The sequence below is a fragment of the Pseudomonas sp. DCA-1 genome (genome assembly GCF_046523955.1).
Lineage (GTDB): Bacteria > Pseudomonadota > Gammaproteobacteria > Pseudomonadales > Pseudomonadaceae > Aquipseudomonas > Aquipseudomonas putida_Y.
In genome coordinates, this window is record NZ_CP169881.1 from 2,385,525 (window position 1) to 2,411,402 (window position 25,878).

Consider the following 25,878-nt stretch of genomic DNA (forward strand, 5'->3'; position numbering starts at 1 on the left):
ACGCAATGCCAGCGACCGCGTAGCATCCTTCGCGGGTAAACCCGCTCCCACAGACGCTCGCAACCTTCGGGTCTTGCACGGCACCTGTAGGAGCGGCTTTAGCCGCGAACACCGGCAATGCCGGTGCCATCCCCCGCGCATCTTCAACACAGCCACGCCTGCAATTGACCGTACTAACCCGCTCATGCAGCGGTACTGATACCTGCCTACCACTCATGTCTAAGTCCTAAGTCTCGAACCCAGACCCAAGCAGGTACCGGGACCAAATCACCGGGCCACACCCTCCCGCCCCAAAGCACTCGCCACCCCACGCCAAAGCAGCGTTCCTGGCAATTTGCCCACTTCTGATAATCGCCTCCGACATCCCGTCCCCGTTTGGAGCGCGCCATGCACAACAACAATAAGCACCTGCCGCCTCGTTTTCTCGCAGCCGCCATCGCCAGCTTTTCTGCGCTTGGCCTGAGCAGCGTCGCCGAAGCCGAGATCATGCTGTACGACAAGGACCAGACGACGTTTTCCACCGATGGCTATATCAACGCCTTCTACGTCAACAGCAAGGTCGACCGCGAGGGCGAGCAGTTTGACCGCCGCCAGTCGCGGGTGAAGATGGGCTTCTTGCCCAACTACCTGGGCTTCAACATGGGCAAGCAGGTGGATGACCTGAAGCTCGGCGCGCGTGCCTCGTTCTGGGTAACCATCAACGACAGTGAAACCAACGGCACCGACACCGCCATCGACGTACGCCAGTTTTACGGCACGGTGGCCAACCCCGAGTGGGGCGAGGTGCTGATCGGCAAGGACTTCGGGCTGTTCGCCCGTTCCAACATCCTGCTCGACGAACTGCTGGCCGGCTATGGCCAGGTCAGCGACACCCTGGGGCTGGTGGACGGCGGCGGGGTGTCATTCGGCAACATTGGCAGCGGTTACCCGTACCCGTTCCCAACCTCGCAGATCACCTACCGCACGCCAGTGATGGACGGCCTGCGGGTGGCGGTGGGCATCATGGACCCGGTGGACACCAACGACAGCAGCCCGACCGGAAAGGCCTACCAGGAAAACCCACGCACCGAGAGCGAGATCACCTACCAGTTCGACCTGGGTGGGGCGCAGATCTACAGCTGGATAAACGGCAGTTACCAGACCTCGGACAATACTGACTCCACGGTAGAGACGGTCACTTCCAAGGGGGTGGGTTACGGGGTGCAGGCAAAGATGGGCGGCTGGTCGCTGACCGGCTCGGGGTTCCAGGCCAAGGGCATCAACCCGTTCTTCACCAACAATGCCGGCGAACCGGTTTTGCGCAATGTCGACAGTGACGGCTACCTGCTGCAGGGCTCGTACAAGTTCGGCAAGAACCGCGTGGCGCTGTCCTATGGCAAGACCAAGGACGATGGCAATGGTGCGGTTGACAGCGGTGCGGACTACGAGACCCGGGGTGTGGCGCTGTTCCATGACATCAACGACAACCTGAAACTGGTGGCCGAGTACAACCAGTTTTCCATCGACGGGCATGACACCAGTGCGCAGAACGAAGACACCGATACCTTTGCCGTGGGCGCGGTATTGACCTGGTAAGCGCCCGGGGCCGCAAGGCGGCCCCGATTGACGCGGCCTTTTACGCCCATGGAACCGCCCACCCGCTACCCAAGTAGCATTCGTCACCCGCTACCACCTCCTTAAACTGATCGCTCAGCCACCCCGTGCCGGAGACCACGATGCAACAGGCTCATAACGACGGTGTGGTCAGTGCCATGTCTCAGGCTACCGACGCACGGCTGGCCGCCCAGGACCTGGCGCGGCAGTTGCTGCACCCGCATTTGGGTTTCGTGCTGTTCTTCTGTTCCGCCGAATACGACTTGCAGGCTTTGGGCGAAGCGTTGGAGCAGGATTTTGGCGGCATACGCCTGGTCGGCTGCACCAGCGCCGGTGAAATCACCCCGCTGGGCTACGGCCGCAATTGCGTGACGGCGGTGGGCTTCGATCACCGGCACTTTTCGATCGCCACTGCGTTGATCGATGAGATGGAGCGCTTCAGCCTGATCGACGCGCAGCAGATGGTCGAGCGCTTGGTCGGCACCTGCCGCAGCAATACCCTGGCGCCAATCAAGGGCCACAGTTTTGCACTCACACTGCTCGATGGCTTGTCCAGCCGCGAGGAAATGGTGCTTGCCGCACTCAGCGCAGCACTGGGGGATATCCCGCACTTCGGCGGCTCGGCCGGTGACGACAACTACCTGAACCGCACCCATGTGTATTACGGCGGTACATTCCACAACGGCGCAGCCGTGGTGGTGCTGGTCAACACCTGGCTCGACTTCGAAGTGTTCACCACGCATCACATCCTGCCGCGCCAGGAAAAGCTGGTGGTAACCGGTGCCGACAGCGCCCAGCGCCGGGTTTTCGAACTGAATGCCGAGCCGGCGGCCGAGGAATATGCCCGCCACATCGGCGTGCCAGTGGCTGCGCTCGATCACCGGGTGTTCGCCGCCCACCCGCTGGCCGTGCGCATTCATGATCAGTACTACGTGCGGGCGATCCAGCAAATGCATCCTGACCTCAGCTTGAGCTTCTACTGCGCGGTGGAGAACGGCATCGTGCTCACGGCCATGACCCCGGGCCCGCTGTTGCCGAACCTGCACCAGCTGTTCGATGGCCTGCACCAGCGTCTCGGCCCGTTGTTGCTGACCATCGGTTGTGATTGTTTCCTGCGGCGGCTGGAACTGGAGGCCCATCACGGCCTGGAGCCGGTCGGCGCGTTCCTGCGCGAGCAACGGGTGATCGGTTTCAACACCTACGGAGAACAGTTCAATGGCATGCACATCAACCAGACCTTCACCGGGGTCGCCATTGCCCGCAACCGGCCTCCTGTCGGTCGCTGAACTGCAGGCCGAGCTGACTCGGCTGCAGCACCAGAACCACAAGCTGCAGCGCATCAATGACGCATTGATCGAGCGCATCGAGTCGGGTGTGACCCGGGGCAATGACCCATACGCCGCGTTCCAGCATTCGGTGGTGCTGGCCGAGCAGGTGCGCGAACGCACTGATGCGCTGAACCAGGCCATGGCCGAGCTCAAGGCCGTCAACCGCCTGCTCAGCGAGGCCAGGCAACGGGCCGAGACGGCCCACCAGCACCAGATTCGCCTGATTACCGACAACGTCCCGGCGCTGATCGCCTACCTGAACGCCGATCTGGTCTACGAATTCACCAACAAGGTTTACGAAGAGTGGTATTGCTGGCCGCATGGCGTGATGCTGGGCCAGAGCCTGCGCGCGGCCCACAGCGAGCAGCACTACCAGCGCCTGGAAGGCTACGTGGTACGGGCGCTGGCGGGGGAGAGCGTGACGTTTGAATTTGCCGAAACCAATATCAACGGTCAGGAACGCTATATGCTGCGCTCCTACGTACCGAACCGCCTGGCCAGTGGCGAAGTGGTGGGTATCTTCGTGTTGATTCGCGACATCACCGAGCGCCGCAACACCGCACAGGCCTTACACCAGGCCTATCAGCACCTGGAGCAACGGGTGCGCGAACGCACTGCCGAACTGACCAGCCTCAACGACCAGTTACTGCGTGAAATTGAAGAGCGCAGCCAGGCCGAGTCGCGTCTGCGCGAGGCCAAGCGCGAGGCCGAGCAGGCCAACCTGTCGAAAACCAAGTTCCTTGCTGCGGTCAGCCATGACCTGTTGCAACCGCTGAACGCGGCGCGGTTGTTCACCAGCGCGTTGCTCGAACGCGACGAGCCGCAAAACGCTGCCCACCTGGTGCGTAATGTCAGCAATTCGCTGGAGGATGTGGAAAACCTGTTGGGCACGCTGGTAGATATTTCCAAGCTCGATGCTGGCGTGATCAAGGCCGATGTCGCCCCGTTCGCCCTCAGCGAGCTGATGGACAACCTGGCCGCCGAATACGCCCAGGTGGCGCGTAGCGAAGGGCTGGCGCTGCACTTTGTGGGGTGTTCTGCCGTGGTGCGCAGTGACATTCAGCTGCTGGCGCGCATCCTGCGCAACCTGCTCAGCAATGCCATTCGCTACACCCGCAGTGGGCGCGTGGTGCTGGGGTGTCGGCGCCAGCGCGGTGGCGTGCGGATTGAAGTATGGGACAGCGGCATCGGCATTGCCGAAGAACATCTGGAAGACATGTTCCTGGAGTTCAAGCGTGGTGATGTGCAGCGCCCGGACCAGGACCGTGGGCTGGGCCTGGGCCTGGCGATCGTGGAGAAGATCGCCGGCATCCTCGGCCACCGGATCCGCGTGCGGTCATGGCTGGGCAAAGGGTCAGTGTTCGCAGTCGAGGTACCGCTGAGCGCCACCGCCCCCAAAGCCCAGCCGAGCCAGGCGATATGCGAGCCGATGCTCGAACGCCTGCGCGGGGCGCGGGTGTGGGTGCTGGATAACGATGCGGCGATTTGTGCGGGCATGCGCACCTTGCTGGAAGGCTGGGGCTGTCGGGTGGTCACTGCGCTGTCGGAGGAAGACCTGGCGCGCCAGGTGGACAACTACCACGCCGAGGCCGACCTGCTGATTGCCGACTACCACCTGGACAACGACTGCAATGGTGTCGACGCCGTAGCGCGGATCAATGCCCGCCGTGCCCAGCCGCTACCGGCGCTGATGATCACTGCCAACTACAGCAACGATCTCAAGCAGCAGATCCGCGAGCTGGGTCACACGCTGATGCACAAGCCCGTAAGGCCGATGAAACTCAAGACGGCGATGAGCCATCTGCTGGCCAGTGGCGTGGCATAACGGGTGGCCGCTTCGCGGGTTTATCCGCGAAACGGCGGGCAGGGATCAACGGCGCAGATAATCAGCAAAATCGATATCGCCGGCACTGAGAATGGCTTGTACCCGGTTGTGCACATTGAGTTTGCGCAAGATCGCCGAAACATGGGCCTTGACCGTGGTTTCGGCGATGTCCAGCGTGTAGGCGATCTGCTTGTTCGATTCACCTTTGGTCATGCGCTCGAGCACCAGCAGTTGCTTACGGGTCAGGGCTTGGAGCATTTCCGGCGGGAAGCTCGGTGCATCGTTATGGCGCCGGCTGGTACTGCTTTTCTGCGCGCGGATGATGTCTGGCGGCAGGTAGACATTGCCATTGAGGATTTGCTCGATCGCTTCGATCATCTGTGAGCGTGGCGACGACTTGGTGATGAAGCCCACGGCACCATAGGTAATGGCCTGCAGCACGATCTGCTTTTCCTGCTCGGCCGAAACGATGACCACCGGCGTGGTCGGCGCCTCGTTGCGCAAGGTGATCAAGCCATTGAGGCCGTGCATGCCGGGCATGTTCAGGTCGAGCAGGATCAGGTCGAGGTCGTCATGCGCCTGGGTCAGGGCCAGGGCGCTTTCAAGGTCGGCGGTCTCCATGACCTCGCTGCCCTGGAAACCATCGCTGATGACGTTGTGGATGGCTTCGCGAAACAGGGGGTGATCGTCGGCAATCAGAATTTTGTACATGGCCTTTTCACCTTGTTTTTATTGGATGGAGCGGGGCACGCATATGCAGGCATTTCAGGGGAACGGTACCGGTTGTGCCGGCTGCAATGGCAGGTTGGCTTGCTGCCAGGCATCCAGGCCGTCGCGGTACCAATACAGGTTGTTATAGCCCAAGGCTTTCGCGCGTTTTACCGCGTTCCAGCTTAACCAGCAATCGGAGCGGCAGTAAAAGACCAGCGGTTGGTCCGGGTGACCGGCCGTGGCTCTTTGCAGGTTACGCACGAAGTAGTCCTGCCATGCCGGGCTCAGTGCGCCGTTGCCGGTGTTGGCCAGCCACAGGCTGCCGGGGAGGTTACTGTGCGGTTCGTCTTCTATGAAGCGACCTTGCAGCCATTGACGGCGATAGACGTCGATCAGCACCGGCCTCGGCGTCTGGCCCAGCAGGCCTTGCAGTGTGGCGGTGTCGATGACCTGGCCGCCTTCGACCTGTTGCGGGGTCGGGCTGCGATAGTGCGTGGTGCGATAGCCGTCGGCGGAGAACAGCGGCGTGGTGTCGGCGTGGGCGATACCCAGCGACAGACTCAGCGCAAGGGCAACCAACAAAGGGCGCGGGGCACGTGGCATGGTTTTATCCTTCTTGTTATAGGCCCATTACATGCCAGGGACGGTGCGTTGTGAATGCGACGATTAGACAGCAAAGGCGGTACTAAAGTAGTAGATGGCCGGGCGCAAAGGGCGCTGCGCGCCTCTCCACATGAACCTTCGGCTTGTGGCCGCTCAGCGTGGTTTGCGCAGCGCCGCGTGCTGGGGGTTGAAGGTGAGTATCGCCAGCAGGGTGAACAATGCGGTCAAGCCCAGGCATACCGCCAGCGCCAGCAGGTTCAACCGCTCATAAAGTGCAAACCGCACCAGCTCTACGGCATGGGTGAACGGGTTCACAGCACACAGCCAGTACAACCACTGACTGGCCTCGCGCATTTTCCACAGCGGGTACAACGCCGAAGACAGGAAAAACAGCGGGAAGATCACGAAATTCATCACCCCGGCAAAGTTCTCCAGCTGGCGGATCGCGTTCGACAGCAATAGCCCCAGGGCGCTGAGCATGAAGGCCACCAGCAGCAACGCTGGCAGCGCCATCAGCAAGCCCGCAGCCGGTGGCTGTACCCCGTATAACCAGGCGATGGCGAGGAAGGCATAGACTTGCAGCAGGGAAATCAACGAAGTTGCCAGCAGTTTGCTGCCCAGCAGGAACGGGCGTGGCAGCGGGCTGGTCAGCAACACGCGCATGCTGCCCATCTCGCGGTCGTAAACCATCGACAGTGAGCCCTGCATGCCGTTGAACAGCAGAATCATGCAGGCCAGGCCGGGGATGATGTACACCTCGTAGGGGATGTAGGTGTCGTAGGGCTCGATGATGGCAATGCCCAGCGCTGCGCGAAACCCGGCAGCGAATACCAGCAACCACAGCAACGGGCGCACCAGCGCGCTGAGCAGGCGTGTACGCTGCAGCACGAAGCGCAGCCACTCGCGCAGCATGATGCCGTTGAAACATTGCCAGTAAGCGTTCATCGGGCGTTGGCTCCTGAGGGGGCGTTGGTCAGGCGGGCAAAGGCGTTATCGAGGTCACCGCCGTGCTCAAGGCTCAGCGCATCGGCGGTGCCACTGGCCACCAGGCGCCCCTGATGCAGAATCAACAGGTCATCGCTAGGCTGCACTTCGTCCAGCAGGTGAGTGGCCCACAGCACACTGAGCTGCTGCTCGCGGCACAACCGGCGCAGGTGCTGGTTAAGCGCCAGGCGGCTGGCCGGGTCGAGGCCGACGCTGGCTTCGTCCAGCAGCAGCAGGCGCGGTTCATGCAGCAGCGCTCGGGCAATTTCCACCCGCCGCCGATGGCCGATGTTCAGTTCACGCACACGATCGCGCCGGCGTTCACCAAGGCCTTGGCGGGCCAGTTCGGCTTCGACCCGCAGGTTGCTCTGGCGCCGCGACAGGCCATGCAAGGCGGCGTGGTAGCGCAGGTTTTGCTCAACGCTCAGGTCCAGGTCCAGGGTGCTTTGCTGAAACACCACGCCCAGCTGGCGCAAGGCCGGGCGTGCAGCGTTGCGTAGCGAGCAGCCGCACACGCGGATGTCGCCATGCTGCAGGTCGTACAGGCGCGTGAGCAGGGCGATCAAGGTCGACTTGCCGGCACCATTGGGGCCCAGCAATGCGGCGAAGCGCCCGGGTGCCAGGCTGAAACCGACCTGCCTGAGTGCCTCGCGCTGGCCATAGGCAAAGCTCACGTCACTGACATCGAGGGCGTTCATGGTGTCACCACCACACCCCAGGGGTAGCGCCCGACCTTCACCGACTTGAGCACTTTGAGGTTCTTTGCATCAATGACCGAAACGTCACCGCTGACACCGTTGGTGGCCAGCAACTGGCGCTGGTCCGGGGTGAATGCCAGCTGCCAGACCCGCCGCCCGACCAGCAGGTAGTCGAGCACGTCAAAGGTCTTGGCATCGACCACCGCCACGTGGTTAGCCGGGCCCAAGGCGACAAAGGCGTACTTGCCATCGGCGCTGAGCTTGATGCCCACTGGCTGGACTTTGTCGGGGTGTACGCCCTTGATCTGGAAGTTCAGGGTTTTCAGCACCTGGCGCGTGGCCACGTCGAGTATGGTCACCGTGCCGCCGATCTCTGCCGAGGCCCACAGGTGCGAACCGTCTTTGCTGAACTCGACGAAGCGCGGGCGCTGGTCGACCAGCGTGCTTTCGGCCAGGGTCTGGGTGCTGGTGTCGATCCAGTGCAGCATGTTGGTGGTCTCGCTGGTGTTGACCGCCCACTTGCCGTCAGGGCTGACCGCCATGCCTTCGGGTTCGATGCCAACGTCGATCTGCCCGAGTACCTTGTCGGTGACGGTGTCGATCACGGTGACCAGCGCGTCGTCCTCGTTGGACACATACAGCCAGCGGTCGTTGGGGTGCAGGGCGAACTGCTCGGGGTCCTTCCCGGAGGGCAGCTCCTTGATGATCTTGCGGGTGGCCACGTCCATCACCTGCACCCGGTCCGAATCGCTGGCGCAGATATACAGCAGCTTGCTGTCGTGCGACAGCAGCAAGCCACGAGGGCGCTGGCCCACCGGCAGGGTTTCGGTGACTTCCAGCGTTTGCATGTCGATCAGGCTGAGGCTGTTGTCCTTCTCGTTTGAGACCCAGGCGGTGGCAGCCATGGCGTGACTGCTGGCCAGCGCCAGGGCGCCCGACAGCAGGCTGGGGTAAATCAGGGCCCGGTGGAAGAGGGGGCGGCGCATGGCGAATTCCTTATTGTTGTGGTTGTCGGGTCAGGGGTAGCTACACGTCACTTCGGGCTTGTCGTAGCCCAGGCTGTCCATTTCGTTGAAGGGATGCAGAAAGCCCTCCTGCGGCGAGGTGCTGACCAGGGCGCGGGGCTGAACCAACGGGATCGGCTGGCGCAGTTCGCCGTTCCACGGGCGGTAACTGAGCTTGCGCCCCTTGAAGCCGTCCAGCGGCAACTGCTCGCTGAGCAGCAGTTGCTGCAGCGCGCGAGGTTCGGCCAGGCGCAGCTTGCTGGCCGCACTGGCGACACTGCGTACAGCCATCCAGGCGGCGAAGTCACGGTCATTCATCCAGCGCCCGGCCTGGGCCTCGAAGCGTTTTTGCAACTGCGCCGCCCCGAAGGTTTCCACGGTCTTGTGCCAGCCCGTGGGGGTCAGGCCCTGGGTACCGGCCACCGGGCGTGGATACCACGTCTGGTAGGGCAGGTACTCGCCGAAGTCACCGCGCTCGTCTGCCACCAGTACCACGTCGTATTCGGCAGTCTGGGTGAACAGCGGCATGTCGGCCTGGGCGCTGCGGCGCTGGTCGTTATCGAAGGTCCAGGTTTTTTCCGCGACCAGTTGCATGCCAAAACGCTTCACCGACCGGCGCAGGGCAGCGGCGTACGCCTGGTCGTCCGGGGTCTGGCCGACCACCAGCAGCGCCCGTTGCCATTTGCGCAGTACCAGGAACTGCGCCAAGGCATCGGCCAGCATGGCCCGGCTCGGCAGGCTGTGCAGGACATTGCCCAGGCACTGGCTGCTGCGCAGGCTGTCGTCGGGGCTGCCGGCGTTGAACAGCAGGCTGTCGGGCAGGGCGGTAGACAGCGCGCGCAGGCTGGCGGCCGGGGCATTCACCACGAACAGGCGCAGGCCTTGTTCATGCTGGGCCCTGGCGGCTTGCAGCAGGGCCTCGGGGCTGTCGACATTGGCGCTGGTCAGCTGAAATTGCTGCTTCAGGAAGCGCCCGGTGCTGTTGCTGTCGACAATGGCCAGTTCGGCACCTTGGAGCCCGGCATCGCCGGGTTCGGGGATGACATTGGACAGCAGCGGGCCAGCGGCGGGGCGATAGCCCAGGTAGCCGATGCGTATGTGCAGCGGGGCTGCGGCCTGGCCCTGAGCGGCGGGCGCCAGAGGCGTAGCCAGCGTTGCGGCCAAGGCCAGCAGGCAGGTCAAGGCAAGGTGGGCAGGCTGGCGCATAACACACTCCACGGCAGATGGCGCCAGCATAGGAAGCCCGCCGGGAGGGGGAAATATGCAGAAAGTAGCGCTCGGCCGGTACCAAGGTAGTAATTCAGTGCGGGGGCCGCAGTTTTACGATGGTCCACAACGGCCTGAGGAGAACCGCTTGTGCGCCTTGTCAACTTGTCGGCCCTGTGGCGAGTCAACCTCTGGGTCACGTTATGCTTCGCCTTGGTGACGCTGGCTTGTGCCGGGGTGCTGTTGCACCAAGCGGTGGCCGACGTCGAGCGTGAGTTGCAGTCAGCCGAAGCCGTGGTGGCATACCTGGGCGACACCGCCGAACGTGACCCGGCAAACCTGCAGCCCGGCTTGACCAAGAGCCTGCGCCATGTGCGGGTGCACTGGCTGGCAGCGGGTGAGGTGCCAAGGCTGCCGCAAGAGGCCGGTATGGATGCCTGGCTTGGCCGCCAGTTGTTCGGCGAGCGCTACCACAGCAGTCGGCTGCTGGACTTGAGTGATGGCCGCCGCGTGTTGATTGCCGTGGATGCGCGGGATGAAATCGATGAAGTCTGGGACTCCCTGCAACAACTGCTTGGCGTTTGTGGCCTGGCGTTGTTGCTGAGCTTGTTGACCATCCGCTGGGCGGTACGGCGGGCCATGGGCCTGCTGGATGAGCTGCTGGGCGCCTTGCACCAGGTCTCAGGCGGGCAATTGACGGCACGCCTGCGCGAAGCCGGCCTGCCGGAAGCGCGCCAGCTGGCCAAACACTTCAACCGCATGGCCGCAGCTCTGGAGCAGGCCCAGGCCGACAATGCCCACCTGACCCAGGCCCTGCTGGCGGTGCAGGAGCAGGAGCGTACCCAGCTGGCGCAGACCCTGCACGATGATCTGGGGCAATACCTGGCAGGCATGCGAGCCCAGCTATGCCTGCTGCGTATGGTGGCCGAACAGCCTGAAGTGGTGACGCAGACGGCGCAGGCCCTTGAATTCAATTGCGAGCGCCTGCAGCAGGGTTTTCGCGCGCTGGTGCACAACCTGTATCCGGTGGCGCTGCACTACATGCCGTTGGCCGAGGCCTTCGGGCTGTTGGTGAGCCAGTGGCAGGCCAGCCAGGGCATCGAATGCCGGCTGCGGGTTGGCGAGCACTTGCCGGCGCTGCCTGGGGCGAGCCGAACGCATTTGTACCGCTTGCTGCAGGAGGCGTTGACCAACGTCGCCCGGCATGCCGGTGCCAGCCAGGTGCGGGTGCGCCTGCAGCGCAGTACCAAGGGCTTGCGCCTGTTCATTCGCGACAACGGCTGCGGCGCCCACCAGCCCCAGCGCCCAGGGGTAGGCCTGCACTCGATGGCCGAGCGCGCCCGCAGCCTTGGGGGGGAGTTACGCATTTTCAGCCGCCCGGGCGGTGGCTGGGCGCTGGCCCTTAACATTCCCGAGGAGGTGCGATGAATATCGTGTTGGTCGATGACCACGCCGTGGTCCGCCAAGGCTACGCCAGCTTGCTGCGGGCGGTGCTGCCATTGGTGCAGGTGCGTGAGGCCGCCAGTGGTGAAGAGGCGCTGGCCAGGGTACAGGAGCAGGTGCCCAACCTGGTGATCATGGACTTTGGCCTGCCCGGTATCAGTGGCCTGGAAACCACCCGGCGCCTGCGCCAGCGCCTGCCGCAATTGCGGGTGCTGTTTTTCAGCATGCACGACGAGCTGCCGCTGGTGCGCCAGGCGCTGGATGCGGGTGCCTCGGGCTACCTGACCAAGAACTCGGCGCCTGAGGTGCTGATCGAGGCGGTGCAGCGGGTGTTGGCCGGGCATGCCTACATCGAGCAGCCCCTGGCCACCCAGCTGGCTTGCCTGTCACAGCAAAGCACCAGTGACCCCCGGTTGCAGCGCATGACCCAGCGCGAACTGGAGATATTCACGATGCTGGCCAAGGGTACCCCGGCGCGGGTGATTGCCGAGCAGTTGTGTATCAGTGCCAAGACCGTGTCCAACCACCTGACCTTGCTCAAGAGCAAGTTGCAGGTCAGTTCGCATGCCGAGCTGGTGCATCTGGGGATTGACCTGGGGGTGGTGCGGGTGGCGGGGTGAGGTAAGTGTTCTGGTTTTGAAGGTTCGGCGCCTGTGAGATCGAGCGCCGCCCGCGCGGCGCATCGCGAGCTGTGCTCGCTCCTACATTTGTTTCGGGCCAGTTATTCCTGTGGGATTTGCGCGCGAGCGCCTGGGTGCATGGCTCGACATCGCGTCGGACGAACAAGGCGGTCGCGCGCGCTGGCACAGACGATACTGGCCCGAAACAAATGTAGGAGCGAGCACAGCTCGCGATGCGCCGCGCGGGCGGCGCTCGATTTCACAGGCGCCGAACCTGCCAAGGCGAACCCTTCGCTCATTTGTCCCAGGTTTCAGGGCACCCCTTGCACCCCTCCATGTTGGCCTCCTGAAAATTCCCGTAATGCTGCCGCGCCCCGCGCAAATCGGCGCGTGCCAGGTTACTCTGGCCAAACTTGGCCTCCTGCAGGTTGGCATCGCCCAGGTTGGCCTCTTGCAGGTCAGCCTTGCTCAACCAGGCCATCTCCAGGTCCGCCGCCTGCAAGTTGGCCCGCTGCAGCTTTGCCCCGGACAGCCTGGCGAACTGCAGGTAGGCTGCACGCAGGTCGGCCTTTTCAAACTGTGCACCCTGGGCGAACAAGCCCCAGCCTTGAATGGCCACCAGCCTGCTGTTGCTCAGGTCGGCCAGGCGCAGATTGCTCTGTTGCAAGCTGGCGCGGGTCAGGTTGGCCCCTTGCAGGCGGGCTTTTTCCAGGTTTGCCAGGTCCAGCTGGGCATGGCGCAGGTCGGCATCGCGCAGGTCGGCACCGGCCAGGTTCATCTTGCGCAGGTCCTGGTTGGCCAGCTTGGCGCCGCGCAGGTTGGCCCCCGGGCACTGGCTGGCTTCGGCAATCACGCAGCCGTTGATGGTCAAGGGGGCATCGTTGCCGGCGTCGTCGGCGTTTACTGCCAGGGCGGGGGATAGCGCCAGCAGCAAGGTAAAGGGCAGGTAATTCATGGCGAAAGCCTCTGGGCAGGAGAAGGGCAGAAGCGGGGAGGGGCGCAAGCCGCTCCCCGCTGCAGGTCAACGCTGTGCAGTCTTGTTGTCCCAGCTCGGGATCTTGAACACCCAGAACGAACCACCCTGAGCCACCGGTTTGGTCAGCTCGGCCATGTCGCCGCCCCACAGCGGTACCGCACCGCCGTAGCCCACGGTCACGCCGATGTACTGCTCGCCGTCCTGCTCCCAGGTGATGGGCGGCGAGACGATGCCGCTGCCAGTCTGGAACTTCCACAGCTCTTTGCCCGTCTTGGCGTCGAAGGCCTTGAAGAAGCCGTCGCCCGTGCCGGTGAATACCAGGTTGCCCTTGGTTGCCAGCACCCCGGCCCACAGCGGCAGGTGCTCCTTGTGTTCCCACACCAGTTTGCCGGTGGACGGGTCCATGGCGCGCAACGTGCCGACGTGGTCGTCGTACATGCGCTTGATGCGGAAGCCCATGCCCAGGTAAGCCGAGCCCTTCTTGTAGTTCACTTCCTCGGTCCAGTATTCCTCTTTCCACTGGTTGCCGGGGATGTAGAACAGCCCGGTGTCCTGGCTGTAGGCCATGGGGTTCCAGTTCTTGCCGCCCAGGAACGGTGGCGAGACTTCCACCGGCTTGCCCTTGGTTTCACCCGGCAGCGGCTTGGCCGGGCGTTGGCCGGGGTTTTCCACCGGGCGGCCGGTCTTCAGGTCGATATGGCTGGCCCAGGTGATGTTGTCGACGAAGGGGAAGGCGTTCTGCAGCTTGCCGTTGTTGCGGTCGACCACATAGAAGAAGCCGTTGCGGTCGGCGTGGGCGGTGGCCTTGACCACGTTGCCGTTCTTGTCCTTGTAGTCGAACAGCACCAGCTCGTTGTTGCCGGAGAAGTCCCAGGCATCGTTGGGGGTGTGCTGGTAGAACCACTTGACCTCGCCGGTACTCGGGTCGACGCCGACCTGGCCGGAGGTGTACAGGCTGTCGAAGTCATGCGGGTTGCCGTCTTTCGACGTGCGCGCCCAGGTATTCCAAGGGCCGGGGTTGCCAGCGCCGACAATGATGGTGTTGGTTTCGGGGTCGAAGCTCGCGCTTTGCCAAGGGGCTCCGCCGCCGTGGCTCCAGGCTTCGACCTTGCCGGTTTCGGTGGTAGGGTCGTCTGGCCAGGACGGCGCCTTGACGTCACCGGTCGGGGTGCTGTCCTTGCCGTTCAGGCGGCCCATGTGGCCCTCGACGAAGGGCCGCATCCACACTTCTTCGCCGGTGTCCGGGTCGCGTGCGAACAGCTGGCCGACCACGCCGAATTCATCGCCGGAGCTGCCGTGGATCAGCAGCACCTTGCCGCTGGTCTTGTCCTTGATCAGCACTGGCGCACCGGTCATGGTGTAGCCGGCGCTGTGGTCGCCGAACTTCTTGTTCCACACCACTTTGCCGGTGCGCTTGTCGAGGGCGATGACACGCGCATCGAGGGTGCCAAAGTAGATCTTGTCGCCGTAGATCGCCGCCCCGCGGTTGACCACGTCGCAGCAGGGACGAATGTTGTCGGGCAGGCGGTGGTTGTAGGTCCACAGGCGTTTGCCGGTCTTGGCATCGAGGGCGAATACCCGTGAGTACGAGCCGGTGACGTAGACCACGCCATCGCTGACGATGGCCTGGGATTCCTGGCCGCGCTGCTTCTCGTCGCCGAAGGAGTAGGACCAGGCCGGGGTCAGCTTGAACACGTTCTTGTCATTGACCTGGGCCAGCGGGCTCCAGCGCTGGGCATTGGTGCCCATGCCGTACTGCAGCACGTCCCGGGTGGTCAGGTGGTCATTGGCGATGTCTTCCCAGGTGACGTTCTTGCCGGCAGGTGCAGCGGGTGTGCTGGCCGCTGTTGCCACATTGCCCAGGGCCAGGCTACCGGCCATCAGCAGGACGCGCACGCTCAGGGCCAGCGGGGAAAGGGCGGGTAGCGATCTTATTGTCATGGTTGCAGTTCCCAGTGGAGGTTTTGGCCTGCACAGGGTGGGGCGCAGCGGCTATCGCGGGATACGGAAAAAGTCCCGCCCTTGCCGGGAAAAGTTCCCGCACGGCACCTCAATTGGCCCTTCGCCACAAGCCCTACTACCAAGGGATGACGGCCCGGCCACCAAAGCAGCATTCGGTCGCCCGCAGGGTGTTTCTAAGATGGCGGCACGGCCTCTGTGGTTGAGGCCTTGTGTGCAATGGTGAGGGCATAACAATGACAACAAAATGCAATGTGTTGCTTGCTGCTGGGTTGCTGGCCGCATCTGTGCTGACCGGTACAGCCTGGGCCCATGGCAACGTGGTGCCCCAGGCAGTGGAGACCAAGGGCCTGACCCCGATCAAGGACGCTGGCGTGAGCCTGGACGACGACGGCTGGGCGGCGGTCAACCCGTACCGCAGCTCACCCGAGCACGACAAGGCCGTGGAAATCGGCGCCTCGGCCTACAACCAGAACTGCGCCGCCTGTCATGGCCTGGAGGCCAAGTCTGGTGGTATCGCCCCTGACTTGCGCATGCTCGATGCAGGTGATGCTGGCGATGAATGGTTCGTCGAGCGGGTGCGCCACGGCGCGGTTCGCGACGGCCGCGTGTACATGCCGAAGATGGCCGATTACCTCAGTCAGGAAGCCCTGTGGGCGGTGCGCACCTACCTCGACAGCGTGCACGTCGAGGAGTGACGGCCATGCGTCTGTGGGCGGTGCTGTTGAGTGGCCTGCTGCTGTGTTGCGCGGCGGCCCAGGCGCAGGTGCGCAACTATGACGCGATCATCGCTGCCGGCGAGCTCAAGGTGGCGGTGTACAAGGATTTCGCCCCCTACAGTTTTCAGGACCACGGCCAGCCGCGTGGTGTCGATGTGGAGCTGGCGCAGGCCCTGGCCACGGCCTTGGGGGTACGCCTGCAACTGATCTGGGCGCCACCCGGAGAAAAGCTCGACGATGACCTGCGCGACTACATCTGGCGTGGCAGCCCGCTGCGTCATCAGCAATTGGCCGACCTGATGATGCGGGTGCCTTACGATCGCGCCTACGCGCAGCGGCGCAACGAGCTGGGGGAGCTGGAAAACGCCCAGGTGGTGATGTTCGGCCCCTATCAGCAGGAGCGTTGGCAGGTGGCCTACGATCGCCGTCGCCTGCCGTCGGTGGCCAGTGTCGCGGTATTCCAGCAGCATCCTGTCGGGGTCGAGGTGGACAGCGTGCCGTCGTTTTACCTGACGTCGGTGTTCAACGGCATGCTTAGCGCCAGGACCCACCATTACCCCAGCGTGCAGCAGGCATTTGCTGCGATGCAGGCCGGCCAGGTAGACGCTGTGATGGCGATGCGCGGCGAGGTTGACTGGCAGCTGCACCAGGCCGCCGACCCGCAACTGGCCTTGGCAGAAAACGCCTACCCGAACCTCGGTAAACAGGCTTGGGAAATCGGCATGGCCGTGCATGAAAGCAACCGGCAGCTGGCCTACGCGGTGGAGGAGGCCATGGAGGAGATGATTCGCGATGGCCGGCTCAAGGCGATGTATGCCGCATACGGCCTGCGTTACGAGGTCCCGGAGATGTATCAATAGGAGTGGCCATGAACTGGCGAGCAACTTTCCTGCTGGCCTGCTGGATGCCCTGGGCCGCCCAGGCAGCGACACAAGGCACCTCCACAGACCCGGTGCCTTCCGTGATGTGGGACTTCTACCACAAGCAGTTGCTGGCCCAGGCTGCATTCGTGTTCGATGACCGTGTGAAGCTTCTGGCGCCACCCTTTGCCGAGGATGCACGGCAGGTGCCGCTGGAGATCGACGCCCGGGCGTTCACAGGCGAGGTGGTGCGGATAATCGCCTGGGCAGAGCTGAACCCTCTGCCGCGCATCGTCGACTTTCAGCCCGGCGAGCGCGTGTTGCCCTGGTTGTCGATCCGCATCCGCATCGAACAGGCCACACCGTTGCGCGCCGCCGTACTGACACGCGATGGCCTGTGGCACGTCGGTTCTACCCTGATCGATGCTGCCGGCGGCGGTTGTACCGCACCCAGCGTGGTGCGCACCCAGCCCGGCTGGGAGGAGCACCTCGGTGAGGTGCTGGGCGGGCGCTACCCGCGTGGTGACAGCAGCCGCCTGCGCCTGCAGGTGGCCCACCCGATGGATAACGGCCTGGTCAGTGGCATTCCTGAATTCTTTCTCAACCATGCCGAGTTGCAAGGTGCAGATGGCCAGCGCCTGGCCAGCCTGGAGCTGTACCCGGCGGTCAGCGAAAACCCCAACCTTGGCTTTGACATTCAGGGCCCTGGTCCAACCCGGCTGCTGCTGCGGGACAACAGCGGCAACCAGTTCGAGGCGGCGCTGCCCTGAGCGCGTTGTCTGATTCCCCCCTGACCCGAGGCACTGTCATGCGTTGGATCCTGCTGTTGCTGCTGTGCCTGGGGCTGCCAGCCCAGGCTGATCTGGCGTACCGGCTCACACCGCGGCAGATCGCCGAGGGCACCTGGTTGCTGGAAGGCAGCACCGACAATTTCGCCAAGGCCAATGGCGGCAATGTGGTCAACACCGCGTTCATCGTCACCGACAGCGGTGTGGTGGTGATCGACAGCGGGCCGTCGAAGGGCTATGGCGAGGCGTTGCGCAAGGCAATTGCCACCCTCACCGACAAGCCGGTAGTGGAAGTGCTGTTGACCCATCATCATCCTGACCATGTACTGGGCAACCAGGCCTTTGCCGATGTGCCGATCGGTGCCCTGGCCGGCACCCGCGACCTGCTGCGCCTGCAGGGCGATGCCATGGCCGAGAACATGTATCGCCTGGTTGGCGACTGGATGCGCGGTACCGAAGTGGTACTGCCGACCCGGGTGTTGCAGCCGGGTGTGCATGAGGTGGGTGGGCACCGCCTGAGGTTGCTGGGGCTGGGCGGGCACACGGGGGCCGACCTGGCGATTTTCGATGAAAAGACCGGCGTACTGTTCGCCGGTGACCTGGTGTTCTACCAACGCGCCCTGACCACGCCTAACAGCCCAGGGCTGGACGTGTGGCTCAAGGACCTGGATACCCTGCAGGCACTGCCTTGGAAGCAGCTGGTACCCGGGCATGGCCCGGTGGCCAGTGATGCGCAGCCGTTCGTGCAGATGCGTGACTACCTGGGCTGGCTCGATGGCCTGATGCGTGATGGCGCGGCGCGCGGTGACGACATGGCCGAGATGATCCGCAGCCCCATTCCTGAACGGTTTGCCGGGATCAGCCTGACGCGTTATGAGCTGATCCGCAGTGTCAGTCACCTGTACCCCCGGTATGAGCGCCAGCAGTTACGGCGCTTGCCATGACATTGTTTGTGCCTGTCAGCCCCCGTGCCGCCCACACAGCGCTCTGTGTCTGCACCCACCCATCGCTCAGGCCCCTACCAAGGAACTAGAAAACTCCGCACTGCGGGCAATTGTTGGCAATCGGGTCGGGACCAAGAATTCCCGACACACCGGGAAATTTTCCCGGGCACAACAAAAAAACCAAAGGTAGCCGTCATGACCCGATCCCCACGTCGCCCCTTGTTCGCCGTGAGCCTGGTGCTCAGCGCCATGCTGCTTGCCGGCGCGGCTCACGCCGCTGTCAGCAATGAAGACATCCTCCAGGACCCGAAGAACCCCCAGCAGATCGTGACCAATGGCCTGGGCGTGCAGGGCCAGCGCTACAGCCCGCTGGATATGCTCAATGTCAATAACGTCAAGGAACTGCGCCCGGTCTGGGCGTTCTCCTTTGGCGGCGAGAAGCAGCGCGGCCAACAGGCCCAGCCGCTGATCAAGGACGGGGTGATGTACCTGACCGGCTCCTACTCGCGGGTGTTCGCCGTGGACGCCCGCACCGGCAAGAAACTGTGGCAATACGATGCACGTCTGCCGGATGACATCCGCCCCTGCTGCGACGTGATCAACCGCGGCGTCGCGCTTTACGGCAACCTGGTGTTCTTCGGCACGCTGGACGCCAAGCTGGTGGCCCTGAACAAGGACACCGGCAAGGTGGTCTGGAGCAAGAAGGTCGCCGACCACAAAGAAGGCTACTCCATCAGCGCCGCGCCGATGATTGTCAATGGCAAGTTGATTACAGGCGTTGCCGGCGGCGAGTTCGGCGTGGTGGGCAAGATCCAGGCGTACAACCCGGAGAACGGCGAGCTGCTGTGGATGCGCCCCACCGTGGAAGGGCACATGGGCTATGTGTACAAGGACGGCAAGGCGATCGAGAACGGCATTTCCGGCGGTGAGGCGGGCAAGACCTGGCCTGGCGACCTGTGGAAGACCGGCGGCGCTGCGCCTTGGCTGGGCGGTTACTACGACCCGGAAACCAACCTGATCCTGTTCGGTACCGGCAACCCGGCCCCGTGGAACTCGCACCTGCGCCCCGGTGACAACCTGTACTCTTCCTCACGCCTGGCGCTGAACCCGGACGACGGCACCATCAAGTGGCACTTCCAGAGCACGCCGCATGACGGCTGGGACTTCGACGGCGTCAACGAGCTGATCTCGTTCAACTACAAGGACGGCGGCAAGGAGGTCAAGGCTGCCGCCACGGCGGACCGCAACGGTTTCTTCTACGTGCTCGATCGTACCAACGGCAAGTTCATCCGCGGCTTCCCGTTCGTTGACAAGATCACCTGGGCCACGGGCCTGGACAAGGACGGCCGGCCGATCTACAACGACGCCAGCCGCCCGGGCGCACCAGGCAGCGAGGCCAAGGGCAGCTCGGTGTTCGTCGCCCCGGCCTTCCTCGGCGCCAAGAACTGGATGCCGATGGCCTACAACAAGGACACAGGGCTGTTCTACGTGCCGTCCAACGAGTGGGGCATGGACATCTGGAACGAAGGCATCGCCTACAAAAAGGGCGCGGCGTTCCTCGGTGCCGGCTTCACCATCAAGCCGCTCAACGAAGACTACATCGGCGTGCTGCGCGCCATCGACCCGATCAGCGGCAAGGAAGTGTGGCGCCACAAGAACTACGCGCCGCTGTGGGGCGGCGTGCTGACCACCAAGGGCAACCTGGTGTTCACGGGTACGCCAGAGGGCTTCCTGCAGGCATTCAATGCCAAGACCGGCGACAAGGTCTGGGAATTCCAGACCGGGTCAGGCGTGCTGGGCTCGCCCATCACCTGGGAAATGGACGGCGAGCAGTACGTTTCGGTGGTCTCCGGCTGGGGCGGCGCGGTGCCGCTGTGGGGTGGCGAAGTGGCCAAACGGGTCAAGGACTTCAACCAGGGCGGCATGCTCTGGACCTTCAAGTTGCCCAAGCAGTTGCAGCAAACAGCGAGCACCAAGCCCTAACGCCTGCCTACTGCCGCTTGCCGCCGCTGATCCGGTGACAAGCGGCCCTACTACCAAATGACGAGAGCCCCGCTGCCAACGATGCATTCGCCCGGCACGCGGGGCTTCTTACCATCGGTGCATCGCCTGTCGTGGGACAGGCACCGACCCGCAGAGGCTCAGCATGATCTACGCACAACCCGGAACTCCAGGCGCCGTCGTATCCTTCAAACCCCGTTATGGCAACTTCATCAATGGCGAGTTCGTGCAGCCGTTGGCTGGCCAGTACTTCACCAACAGCTCGCCGGTCAATGGCCAGCCGATTGCCGAATTCCCGCGCTCCACGGCCCAGGACGTCGACCGCGCCCTGGACGCCGCGCATGCCGCCGCCGAAGCCTGGGGCAAGACCTCGGTGCAAGACCGCGCCCTGGTACTGCTGAAAATTGCCGACCGCATCGAGCAGAACCTGGAGGTGCTGGCGGTTACCGAAAGCTGGGACAACGGCAAGGCCATACGCGAAACCTTGAATGCCGACGTGCCGCTGGCAGCCGACCACTTCCGCTATTTCGCCGGTTGCATCCGTGCCCAGGAAGGTGGCGTAGGTGAGATCAACGAAGGCACCGTGGCTTATCACATCCACGAGCCGCTGGGTGTGGTGGGGCAGATCATCCCGTGGAACTTCCCGCTGCTTATGGCCGCCTGGAAGCTTGCCCCGGCCTTGGCCGCTGGCAACTGCGTGGTGCTCAAGCCCGCGGAGCAGACGCCGCTGTCGATTACCGTCTTTGCCGAGCTGATCGCCGACCTGTTGCCTGCAGGCGTACTGAACATCGTCCAGGGCTTTGGCCGTGAGGCCGGCGAGGCGCTGGCCACCAGCAAGCGCATCGCCAAGATCGCTTTCACCGGGTCCACCCCGGTGGGCTCGCACATCATGAAGTGCGCGGCCGAGAACATTATCCCGTCCACCGTCGAACTGGGTGGCAAGTCGCCGAACATCTTCTTCGAAGACATCATGCAGGCCGAGCCGGCGTTCATCGAGAAGGCTGCCGAAGGCCTGGTGCTGGCGTTCTTCAACCAGGGCGAGGTGTGTACCTGCCCGTCACGGGCGCTGATCCAGGAGTCGATCTACGAACCGTTCATGGCCGAGGTGATGAAGAAGATCGCCAAGATCACCCGCGGCAACCCGCTGGATACCGAAACCATGGTGGGTGCCCAGGCGTCCGAGCAACAGTACGACAAGATCCTTTCGTACCTGGAGATTGCCCGGGAGGAGGGCGCGCAGTTGCTCACCGGCGGTGGTGCCGAGCGGCTACAGGGTGACCTGGCCAGCGGTTACTACATTCAGCCAACCCTACTCAAGGGCAACAACAAGATGCGCGTGTTCCAGGAAGAAATCTTCGGGCCGGTGGTGGGCGTGACCACCTTCAAGGACGAAGCCGAAGCGCTGGCTATCGCCAACGACAGTGAATTCGGCCTGGGCGCCGGCCTGTGGACCCGCGACATCAACCGCGCCTATCGCATGGGACGCGGGATCAAGGCCGGGCGAGTGTGGACCAACTGCTACCACCTGTACCCGGCGCATGCGGCGTTCGGGGGGTACAAGAAGTCCGGTGTTGGCCGCGAAACCCACAAGATGATGCTCGACCACTATCAGCAGACCAAGAACCTGCTGGTGAGCTACGACATCAATCCGCTGGGCTTCTTCTAGACCGCGTCGCGGCCTTCGCGGGCTCGCCCGCTCCCACAGGTTCACCGCTGGTTCCAGAACCGGTGAAGAACCTGTGGGTGCGGGCGAGCCCGCAAAAGGGCCGGCACATGCATGGCCTACCCGTACCAACGCACCCCGCAAGCTCGTTCCAAAGTAGCATTCGGTCCGGTCCACCCCCGTGCATTAATGCTTCTACCGGAATCCTCCGGCACAAGAAGAGGACTTGCCCTATGTGGACTAAACCCGCCTATACCGACCTGCGCATTGGCTTCGAAGTGACGATGTATTTCGCCAACCGTTGATGACGGCCCGGCCATCGCCACGGTGGCCGGATCCTCCTGGAGTATGCGCCTGTGAACCTGATAGATCGCCAGCAAGCCCTTGCCTTGGGGCGAGGCTTGCGCCTGGACTGGGCGCCACAGAAGGGTTGCCACGTGCTGTTGTACGCCGGGGGCATCATCGAGCTCAATGCCAGTGCCGGCTGGGTCCTGGAGCTGCTGGACGGCCACAGTACCGTGGCAACGGTCATCGACCGCCTGGCACAACGCTTCCCCGATGTACCGGAGCTCGAAGAGGACGTGCTGGCATTTTTGGAGGTGGCCCGCGCCAAATCCTGGATAGAATGACCGGTAGCCCCGCTTTGGTCTGGTTGCTTTCGTGGTGGGATGCTTTACGCTGGCGTTTATCTTCCAGAACAATAAGAACAGGCTTACCGATGAGCCAGAGTTTCAGCCCCCTTCGCAAGTTCGTATCGCCTGAAATCATCTTTGGTGCCGGCTGCCGGCACAATGTGGCCAATTACGCCAAAACCTTCGGTGCGCGCAAGGTACTGGTGGTCAGCGACCCTGGCGTGATCGCCGCCGGCTGGGTGGCGGATGTGGAGGCCAGCCTGCAGGCCCAGGGCATCGACTATTGCCTGTACACCGCCGTGTCACCCAACCCGCGGGTCGAAGAGGTGATGCTCGGCGCCGAAATCTATCGGCAGAACCACTGTGACGTGATCGTCGCCGTTGGCGGCGGCAGCCCGATGGATTGCGGCAAGGCCATCGGTATCGTGGTGGCCCATGGACGCAGCATCCTCGAATTCGAAGGCGTGGACATGATCCGCGTGCCCAGCCCGCCGCTGATCCTGATCCCGACCACCGCCGGCACCTCGGCGGACGTGTCGCAGTTCGTGATCATATCCAACCAGCAGGAACGCATGAAGTTCTCCATCGTCAGCAAGGCGGTGGTGCCGGACGTGTCGCTGATCGACCCGCAGACCACCCTGAGCATGGACCCGTTCCTGTCGGCCTGCACCGGCATCGATGCGTTGGTGCATGCCATCGAGGCCTTCGTGTCTACCGGCCACGGGCCGTTGACCGACCCCCATGCGCTGGAAGCCATGCGCCTGATCAATGGCAACCTGGTGGAGATGATCGCCAACCCCACCGATATTGCGCTGCGCGAGAAGATCATGCTCGGCAGCATGCAGGCGGGGCTGGCGTTCTCCAATGCGATCCTGGGCGCAGTGCACGCCATGTCGCACAGCCTGGGCGGTTTCCTCGACTTGCCCCATGGCTTGTGCAACGCGGTGCTGGTGGAACATGTGGTGGCGTTCAACTACAGCTCGGCGCCGGAGCGTTTCAAGGTGATCGCCGAGGTGTTCGGGATCGACTGCCGTGGTCTCAATCACCGGCAGATCTGTGGGCGCCTGGTGGAGCACTTGACTGCCCTGAAACATGCCATTGGCTTCCATGAAACCCTGGGCCTGCATGGGGTGCGCACGTCCGATATCCCGTTCCTGTCGCAACACGCGATGGACGATCCGTGCATCCTCACCAACCCCCGTGCGTCGAGCCAGCGTGATGTCGAGGTCGTCTATGGCGAGGCCCTCTGACGAGCAGCAGCGGGCGTTGGCCGGGCTGCTGGGGCTGGGTGACCACTCGGCGCGCAAAAGCCATTATCCGGAGCTGTCCGCCCGCCTGGACGAGCTGGAGGCCGAACGCAACCGTTACAAATGGCTGTTCGAAAACGCCGTGCACGGGATTTTCCAGGCCAGCCTTCAGGACGGCATGCGCGCCGCCAACCCGGCGCTGGCCCGCATGCTTGGCTACGACGACCCGCAAGCGGTGCTTTTTTCCCTGACTGACCTGGCCGCCAACCTGTTTGATGGCGGTGCCAAGGAGTTGCAGGCGATCACGGCGGTGCTCGCCCGTGAGCACAGCCTGCACGGCTACGAAACCCGTTTGCGGCGCAAGGACGGCAGCCATCTCGATGTGCTGATGAACCTGCTGCTAAAACCCGGCCATGAAGGGCTGGTGGAGGGGTTCGTTGCCGACATCACCGAACGCAAGCTGGCCCAGCAACGCCTGCAACAGCTCAATGACGAACTGGAGCAACGGGTCGCTGCGCGTACCGATGAATTGCTTGAGGCCCGTGATGCCGCCGAAGCCGCCAACCGCAGCAAGGACAAATACCTCGCTGCCGCCAGCCATGACCTGCTGCAGCCGTTGAACGCCGCGCGCTTGCTGATCTCGACCTTGCGCGAGCGGCCATTACCAGAGGCCGAGCATGTGCTGGTGGAGCGTACCCACCAGGCCCTGGAGGGCGCGGAAGACCTGCTGACCGACCTGCTGGACATTTCCCGGCTCGACCAGGCTGCCGTCAGGCCGGACGTGGCTGTGTACCGCCTGGACGAGGTGTTCGCGCCGCTGGTCTCGGAGTTCAGCTCGGTGGCCGATGCTGCAGGCCTGAAGCTGCATGCACGCATAGCCGATTACGCCATCAGCACTGACTTGCGGCTGCTGACGCGCATTCTGCGCAACTTCCTCAGCAACGCTTGCCGGTACACCGACGAGGGGCGGATCCTGCTCGGGGCGAGGCGCCGCGGCGGCCAGTTGCGGCTGGAGGTGTGGGATACCGGGCGAGGCATCGCGCAGGATCGGCTGCAGGCCATTTTTCTCGAGTTCAACCAGCTGGACGTTGGCCGTGCTGCCGATCGCAAGGGTGTTGGCCTGGGGCTGGCCATCGTTGAACGGATCGCCAAGATTCTCGGTTACCGGATCGAAGTGCGCTCGTGGCCGGGGCGTGGCTCGGTGTTCAGCATCGAGGTACCTCTTGGCAAAGAAGTGCCGCTGGCTGTTCATCAGGCTGTGCCGCTGCCCAGCGCCGGTAATCCGCTGCCGGGCCGCCGCCTGCTGGTGCTGGACAACGAAGTGAGCATACTCGAGAGCATGGGCGCGCTGTTGGGGCAGTGGGGGTGCGAAGTGGTTACGGCTACCGACCAGGAGGGCGCCTTGCTGGCGTTGCAGGGGCGAGCCCCGGAACTGATCCTGGCCGACTACCACCTGGACCATGGCGTGGTGGGTTGCGAGGTGGTGAGGTACCTGCGTGAGCATTTTGCGACTGCCATACCGGCAGTGATCATTACCGCAGACCGCAGCGATCAGTGCCGGCGTGGCTTGCAGAAGCTAGGGGCGCCGCTACTGAACAAACCTGTGAAACCCGGGAAATTGCGGGCGGTGTTGAGCCAGTTGCTCCTGGTGCATTGACCGGGTAGTCGTTCACCAGTCGGCGAAATAGAGCACTTAAATGGCCTGTCGCGAAGTTTGGATCCACGGGCCTTTAAAACTTACCATTCGGTCAGCTTGCAAGCAGTTAGTAAACTAACTAATACGACTTTAAATACCGCTGGTCGGTGCTTTTGCTCAAGAAATGAACGATTTACCCGTGGGTCGCTCATATTTGCCAGCAAGTGTGTGCTTCAAGCAGCGCACTTCGCACCTCTCCCCAGAACGTAATGGACGTTCAACTTGATCTGAATCGCAGGGATGCACACGGGGCATTTTTACCTCTGACGATGGAGTAACGCCATGCCCAACCGAGGCTCAACGGTTGAGCCACTGTGTGCAATTGAGTAACCATTCGATGTTTCAATTAACGATATGAATTTGGTCTTCCTAGTGCGA

At 63.3% G+C, this 25,878-nt stretch carries 23 protein-coding genes; 15 read left to right on the top strand and 8 right to left on the bottom strand.

All coding sequences use genetic code 11. The annotated features are described in order from the left end of the window. Positions 1-387: 387 nt before the first annotated feature. The 3 genes from ACE4QZ_RS11160 (at position 388) to ACE4QZ_RS11170 (ending at position 4,746) form a co-directional block, all read left to right on the top strand. Positions 388-1,575 carry a porin gene (locus ACE4QZ_RS11160; RefSeq protein WP_021784015.1) on the top strand — a complete coding sequence of 396 codons (1,188 nt, stop codon included), beginning with the start codon at positions 388-390 and terminating at the stop codon, positions 1,573-1,575. A 140-nt stretch (positions 1,576-1,715) separates the two neighbouring features. After that, entirely contained in the window at positions 1,716-2,879 is a 1,164-nt protein-coding gene (gene nosP, locus ACE4QZ_RS11165; RefSeq protein ID WP_003254110.1) for a nitric oxide-sensing protein NosP, read from the top strand. Then, complete coding sequence (locus tag ACE4QZ_RS11170) at positions 2,848-4,746, top strand: NahK/ErcS family hybrid sensor histidine kinase/response regulator (protein WP_021784014.1); 1,899 nt, start codon at positions 2,848-2,850, stop codon at positions 4,744-4,746. The genes nosP and ACE4QZ_RS11170 overlap by 32 nt, the downstream gene beginning before the upstream one ends. A gap of 45 nt (positions 4,747-4,791) precedes the next feature. Here ACE4QZ_RS11170 and ACE4QZ_RS11175 read toward each other — a convergent pair whose 3' ends face one another. The 6 genes from ACE4QZ_RS11175 to ACE4QZ_RS11200 form a co-directional block, all read right to left on the bottom strand. Next, positions 4,792-5,457, bottom strand: coding sequence for a response regulator (locus tag ACE4QZ_RS11175; RefSeq protein ID WP_003254108.1), 666 nt, complete (start codon positions 5,455-5,457; stop codon positions 4,792-4,794). 54 nt (positions 5,458-5,511) lie between these two features. Continuing rightward, entirely contained in the window at positions 5,512-6,060 is a 549-nt protein-coding gene (locus ACE4QZ_RS11180) for a PQQ-dependent catabolism-associated CXXCW motif protein (protein WP_028697255.1), read from the bottom strand. Positions 6,061-6,213: 153 nt separating this feature from the next. Beyond that, a complete protein-coding gene (locus ACE4QZ_RS11185) occupies positions 6,214-7,005 on the bottom strand; it encodes an ABC transporter permease (RefSeq protein ID WP_010953586.1) in 792 nt (263 codons plus the stop codon). Beyond that, a complete protein-coding gene (locus tag ACE4QZ_RS11190; RefSeq protein WP_014591391.1) occupies positions 7,002-7,742 on the bottom strand; it encodes an ABC transporter ATP-binding protein in 741 nt (246 codons plus the stop codon). The genes ACE4QZ_RS11185 and ACE4QZ_RS11190 overlap by 4 nt, the downstream gene beginning before the upstream one ends. After that, positions 7,739-8,728, bottom strand: coding sequence for a YVTN family beta-propeller repeat protein (locus tag ACE4QZ_RS11195; protein WP_021784011.1), 990 nt, complete (start codon positions 8,726-8,728; stop codon positions 7,739-7,741). The genes ACE4QZ_RS11190 and ACE4QZ_RS11195 overlap by 4 nt, the downstream gene beginning before the upstream one ends. A 30-nt stretch (positions 8,729-8,758) precedes the next feature. Then, on the bottom strand, positions 8,759-9,952 hold the full coding sequence (locus tag ACE4QZ_RS11200; RefSeq protein ID WP_279934950.1) for an ABC transporter substrate-binding protein: 1,194 nt from the start codon (positions 9,950-9,952) through the stop codon (positions 8,759-8,761). 150 nt (positions 9,953-10,102) lie between these two features. Here ACE4QZ_RS11200 and ACE4QZ_RS11205 point away from each other — a divergent pair, with 150 nt between their 5' ends. Together ACE4QZ_RS11205 and ACE4QZ_RS11210 are read left to right on the top strand one after the other, a co-directional pair. Next, a complete protein-coding gene (locus tag ACE4QZ_RS11205; RefSeq protein ID WP_279934952.1) occupies positions 10,103-11,380 on the top strand; it encodes a histidine kinase in 1,278 nt (425 codons plus the stop codon). Continuing rightward, positions 11,377-12,015: a response regulator transcription factor gene (locus ACE4QZ_RS11210; RefSeq protein ID WP_003254098.1), complete on the top strand. Its 639-nt coding sequence runs from the start codon at positions 11,377-11,379 to the stop codon at positions 12,013-12,015. The genes ACE4QZ_RS11205 and ACE4QZ_RS11210 overlap by 4 nt, the downstream gene beginning before the upstream one ends. A 295-nt stretch (positions 12,016-12,310) precedes the next feature. Here the strand turns inward: ACE4QZ_RS11210 and ACE4QZ_RS11215 are convergent, their stop codons facing one another. Both ACE4QZ_RS11215 and exaA read right to left on the bottom strand, forming a co-directional pair. Further along, the gene (locus ACE4QZ_RS11215) at positions 12,311-12,970 is read right to left on the bottom strand and encodes a pentapeptide repeat-containing protein (RefSeq protein ID WP_279934953.1); all 660 of its coding nucleotides are present in this window, start codon (positions 12,968-12,970) and stop codon (positions 12,311-12,313) included. 66 nt (positions 12,971-13,036) lie between these two features. Continuing rightward, positions 13,037-14,932: a quinoprotein ethanol dehydrogenase gene (exaA, locus tag ACE4QZ_RS11220; protein ID WP_031322488.1), complete on the bottom strand. Its 1,896-nt coding sequence runs from the start codon at positions 14,930-14,932 to the stop codon at positions 13,037-13,039. 254 nt (positions 14,933-15,186) lie between these two features. On the opposite strand from exaA, the gene pedF reads away from it, so the two are divergent. The 10 genes from pedF (at position 15,187) to ACE4QZ_RS11270 (ending at position 25,461) form a co-directional block, all read left to right on the top strand. Then, entirely contained in the window at positions 15,187-15,648 is a 462-nt protein-coding gene (pedF, locus tag ACE4QZ_RS11225) for a cytochrome c-550 PedF (RefSeq protein ID WP_021784006.1), read from the top strand. A 5-nt stretch (positions 15,649-15,653) separates the two neighbouring features. After that, a complete protein-coding gene (locus ACE4QZ_RS11230; RefSeq protein WP_021784005.1) occupies positions 15,654-16,529 on the top strand; it encodes a substrate-binding periplasmic protein in 876 nt (291 codons plus the stop codon). A gap of 8 nt (positions 16,530-16,537) precedes the next feature. Next, positions 16,538-17,299: a quinoprotein dehydrogenase-associated SoxYZ-like carrier gene (locus tag ACE4QZ_RS11235; RefSeq protein WP_021784004.1), complete on the top strand. Its 762-nt coding sequence runs from the start codon at positions 16,538-16,540 to the stop codon at positions 17,297-17,299. A 38-nt stretch (positions 17,300-17,337) separates the two neighbouring features. Next, on the top strand, positions 17,338-18,261 hold the full coding sequence (locus ACE4QZ_RS11240) for a quinoprotein relay system zinc metallohydrolase 1 (protein ID WP_021784003.1): 924 nt from the start codon (positions 17,338-17,340) through the stop codon (positions 18,259-18,261). 195 nt (positions 18,262-18,456) lie between these two features. Beyond that, positions 18,457-20,244 carry a PQQ-dependent alcohol dehydrogenase PedH gene (pedH, locus tag ACE4QZ_RS11245; protein WP_021784002.1) on the top strand — a complete coding sequence of 596 codons (1,788 nt, stop codon included), beginning with the start codon at positions 18,457-18,459 and terminating at the stop codon, positions 20,242-20,244. Between the two features lie 163 nt (positions 20,245-20,407). After that, positions 20,408-21,928, top strand: a complete 1,521-nt coding sequence (locus ACE4QZ_RS11250; RefSeq protein ID WP_021784001.1) for an aldehyde dehydrogenase family protein — start codon at positions 20,408-20,410, stop codon at positions 21,926-21,928. A 230-nt stretch (positions 21,929-22,158) separates the two neighbouring features. Then, positions 22,159-22,230 carry a pyrroloquinoline quinone precursor peptide PqqA gene (pqqA, locus tag ACE4QZ_RS11255; protein WP_003243383.1) on the top strand — a complete coding sequence of 24 codons (72 nt, stop codon included), beginning with the start codon at positions 22,159-22,161 and terminating at the stop codon, positions 22,228-22,230. Between the two features lie 51 nt (positions 22,231-22,281). Next, a complete protein-coding gene (gene pqqD / locus ACE4QZ_RS11260; RefSeq protein ID WP_021784000.1) occupies positions 22,282-22,554 on the top strand; it encodes a pyrroloquinoline quinone biosynthesis peptide chaperone PqqD in 273 nt (90 codons plus the stop codon). 89 nt (positions 22,555-22,643) lie between these two features. After that, positions 22,644-23,807 (top strand): alcohol dehydrogenase-like regulatory protein ErcA, encoded by a 1,164-nt coding sequence (gene ercA / locus ACE4QZ_RS11265; protein ID WP_053870448.1) that lies wholly within the window; start codon positions 22,644-22,646, stop codon positions 23,805-23,807. Next, positions 23,791-25,461, top strand: coding sequence for a NahK/ErcS family hybrid sensor histidine kinase/response regulator (locus tag ACE4QZ_RS11270; RefSeq protein ID WP_103462391.1), 1,671 nt, complete (start codon positions 23,791-23,793; stop codon positions 25,459-25,461). Before ercA ends, ACE4QZ_RS11270 begins: the two co-directional genes overlap by 17 nt. Positions 25,462-25,878: the final 417 nt, after the last annotated feature.

Coding starts and splice junctions, on each gene's coding strand:
- ACE4QZ_RS11160 (WP_021784015.1), top strand. CDS start 388: ATGCACAACAACAATAAGCACCTGCCGCCTCGTTTTCTCGCAGCCGCC.
- nosP (WP_003254110.1), top strand. CDS start 1,716: ATGCAACAGGCTCATAACGACGGTGTGGTCAGTGCCATGTCTCAGGCT.
- ACE4QZ_RS11175 (WP_003254108.1), bottom strand. CDS start 5,457: ATGTACAAAATTCTGATTGCCGACGATCACCCCCTGTTTCGCGAAGCC.
- ACE4QZ_RS11180 (WP_028697255.1), bottom strand. CDS start 6,060: ATGCCACGTGCCCCGCGCCCTTTGTTGGTTGCCCTTGCGCTGAGTCTG.
- ACE4QZ_RS11185 (WP_010953586.1), bottom strand. CDS start 7,005: ATGAACGCTTACTGGCAATGTTTCAACGGCATCATGCTGCGCGAGTGG.
- ACE4QZ_RS11190 (WP_014591391.1), bottom strand. CDS start 7,742: ATGAACGCCCTCGATGTCAGTGACGTGAGCTTTGCCTATGGCCAGCGC.
- ACE4QZ_RS11195 (WP_021784011.1), bottom strand. CDS start 8,728: ATGCGCCGCCCCCTCTTCCACCGGGCCCTGATTTACCCCAGCCTGCTG.
- ACE4QZ_RS11200 (WP_279934950.1), bottom strand. CDS start 9,952: ATGCGCCAGCCTGCCCACCTTGCCTTGACCTGCCTGCTGGCCTTGGCC.
- ACE4QZ_RS11210 (WP_003254098.1), top strand. CDS start 11,377: ATGAATATCGTGTTGGTCGATGACCACGCCGTGGTCCGCCAAGGCTAC.
- ACE4QZ_RS11215 (WP_279934953.1), bottom strand. CDS start 12,970: ATGAATTACCTGCCCTTTACCTTGCTGCTGGCGCTATCCCCCGCCCTG.
- exaA (WP_031322488.1), bottom strand. CDS start 14,932: ATGACAATAAGATCGCTACCCGCCCTTTCCCCGCTGGCCCTGAGCGTG.
- pedF (WP_021784006.1), top strand. CDS start 15,187: ATGACAACAAAATGCAATGTGTTGCTTGCTGCTGGGTTGCTGGCCGCA.
- ACE4QZ_RS11230 (WP_021784005.1), top strand. CDS start 15,654: ATGCGTCTGTGGGCGGTGCTGTTGAGTGGCCTGCTGCTGTGTTGCGCG.
- ACE4QZ_RS11235 (WP_021784004.1), top strand. CDS start 16,538: ATGAACTGGCGAGCAACTTTCCTGCTGGCCTGCTGGATGCCCTGGGCC.
- ACE4QZ_RS11240 (WP_021784003.1), top strand. CDS start 17,338: ATGCGTTGGATCCTGCTGTTGCTGCTGTGCCTGGGGCTGCCAGCCCAG.
- pedH (WP_021784002.1), top strand. CDS start 18,457: ATGACCCGATCCCCACGTCGCCCCTTGTTCGCCGTGAGCCTGGTGCTC.
- ACE4QZ_RS11250 (WP_021784001.1), top strand. CDS start 20,408: ATGATCTACGCACAACCCGGAACTCCAGGCGCCGTCGTATCCTTCAAA.
- ercA (WP_053870448.1), top strand. CDS start 22,644: ATGAGCCAGAGTTTCAGCCCCCTTCGCAAGTTCGTATCGCCTGAAATC.
- ACE4QZ_RS11270 (WP_103462391.1), top strand. CDS start 23,791: ATGGCGAGGCCCTCTGACGAGCAGCAGCGGGCGTTGGCCGGGCTGCTG.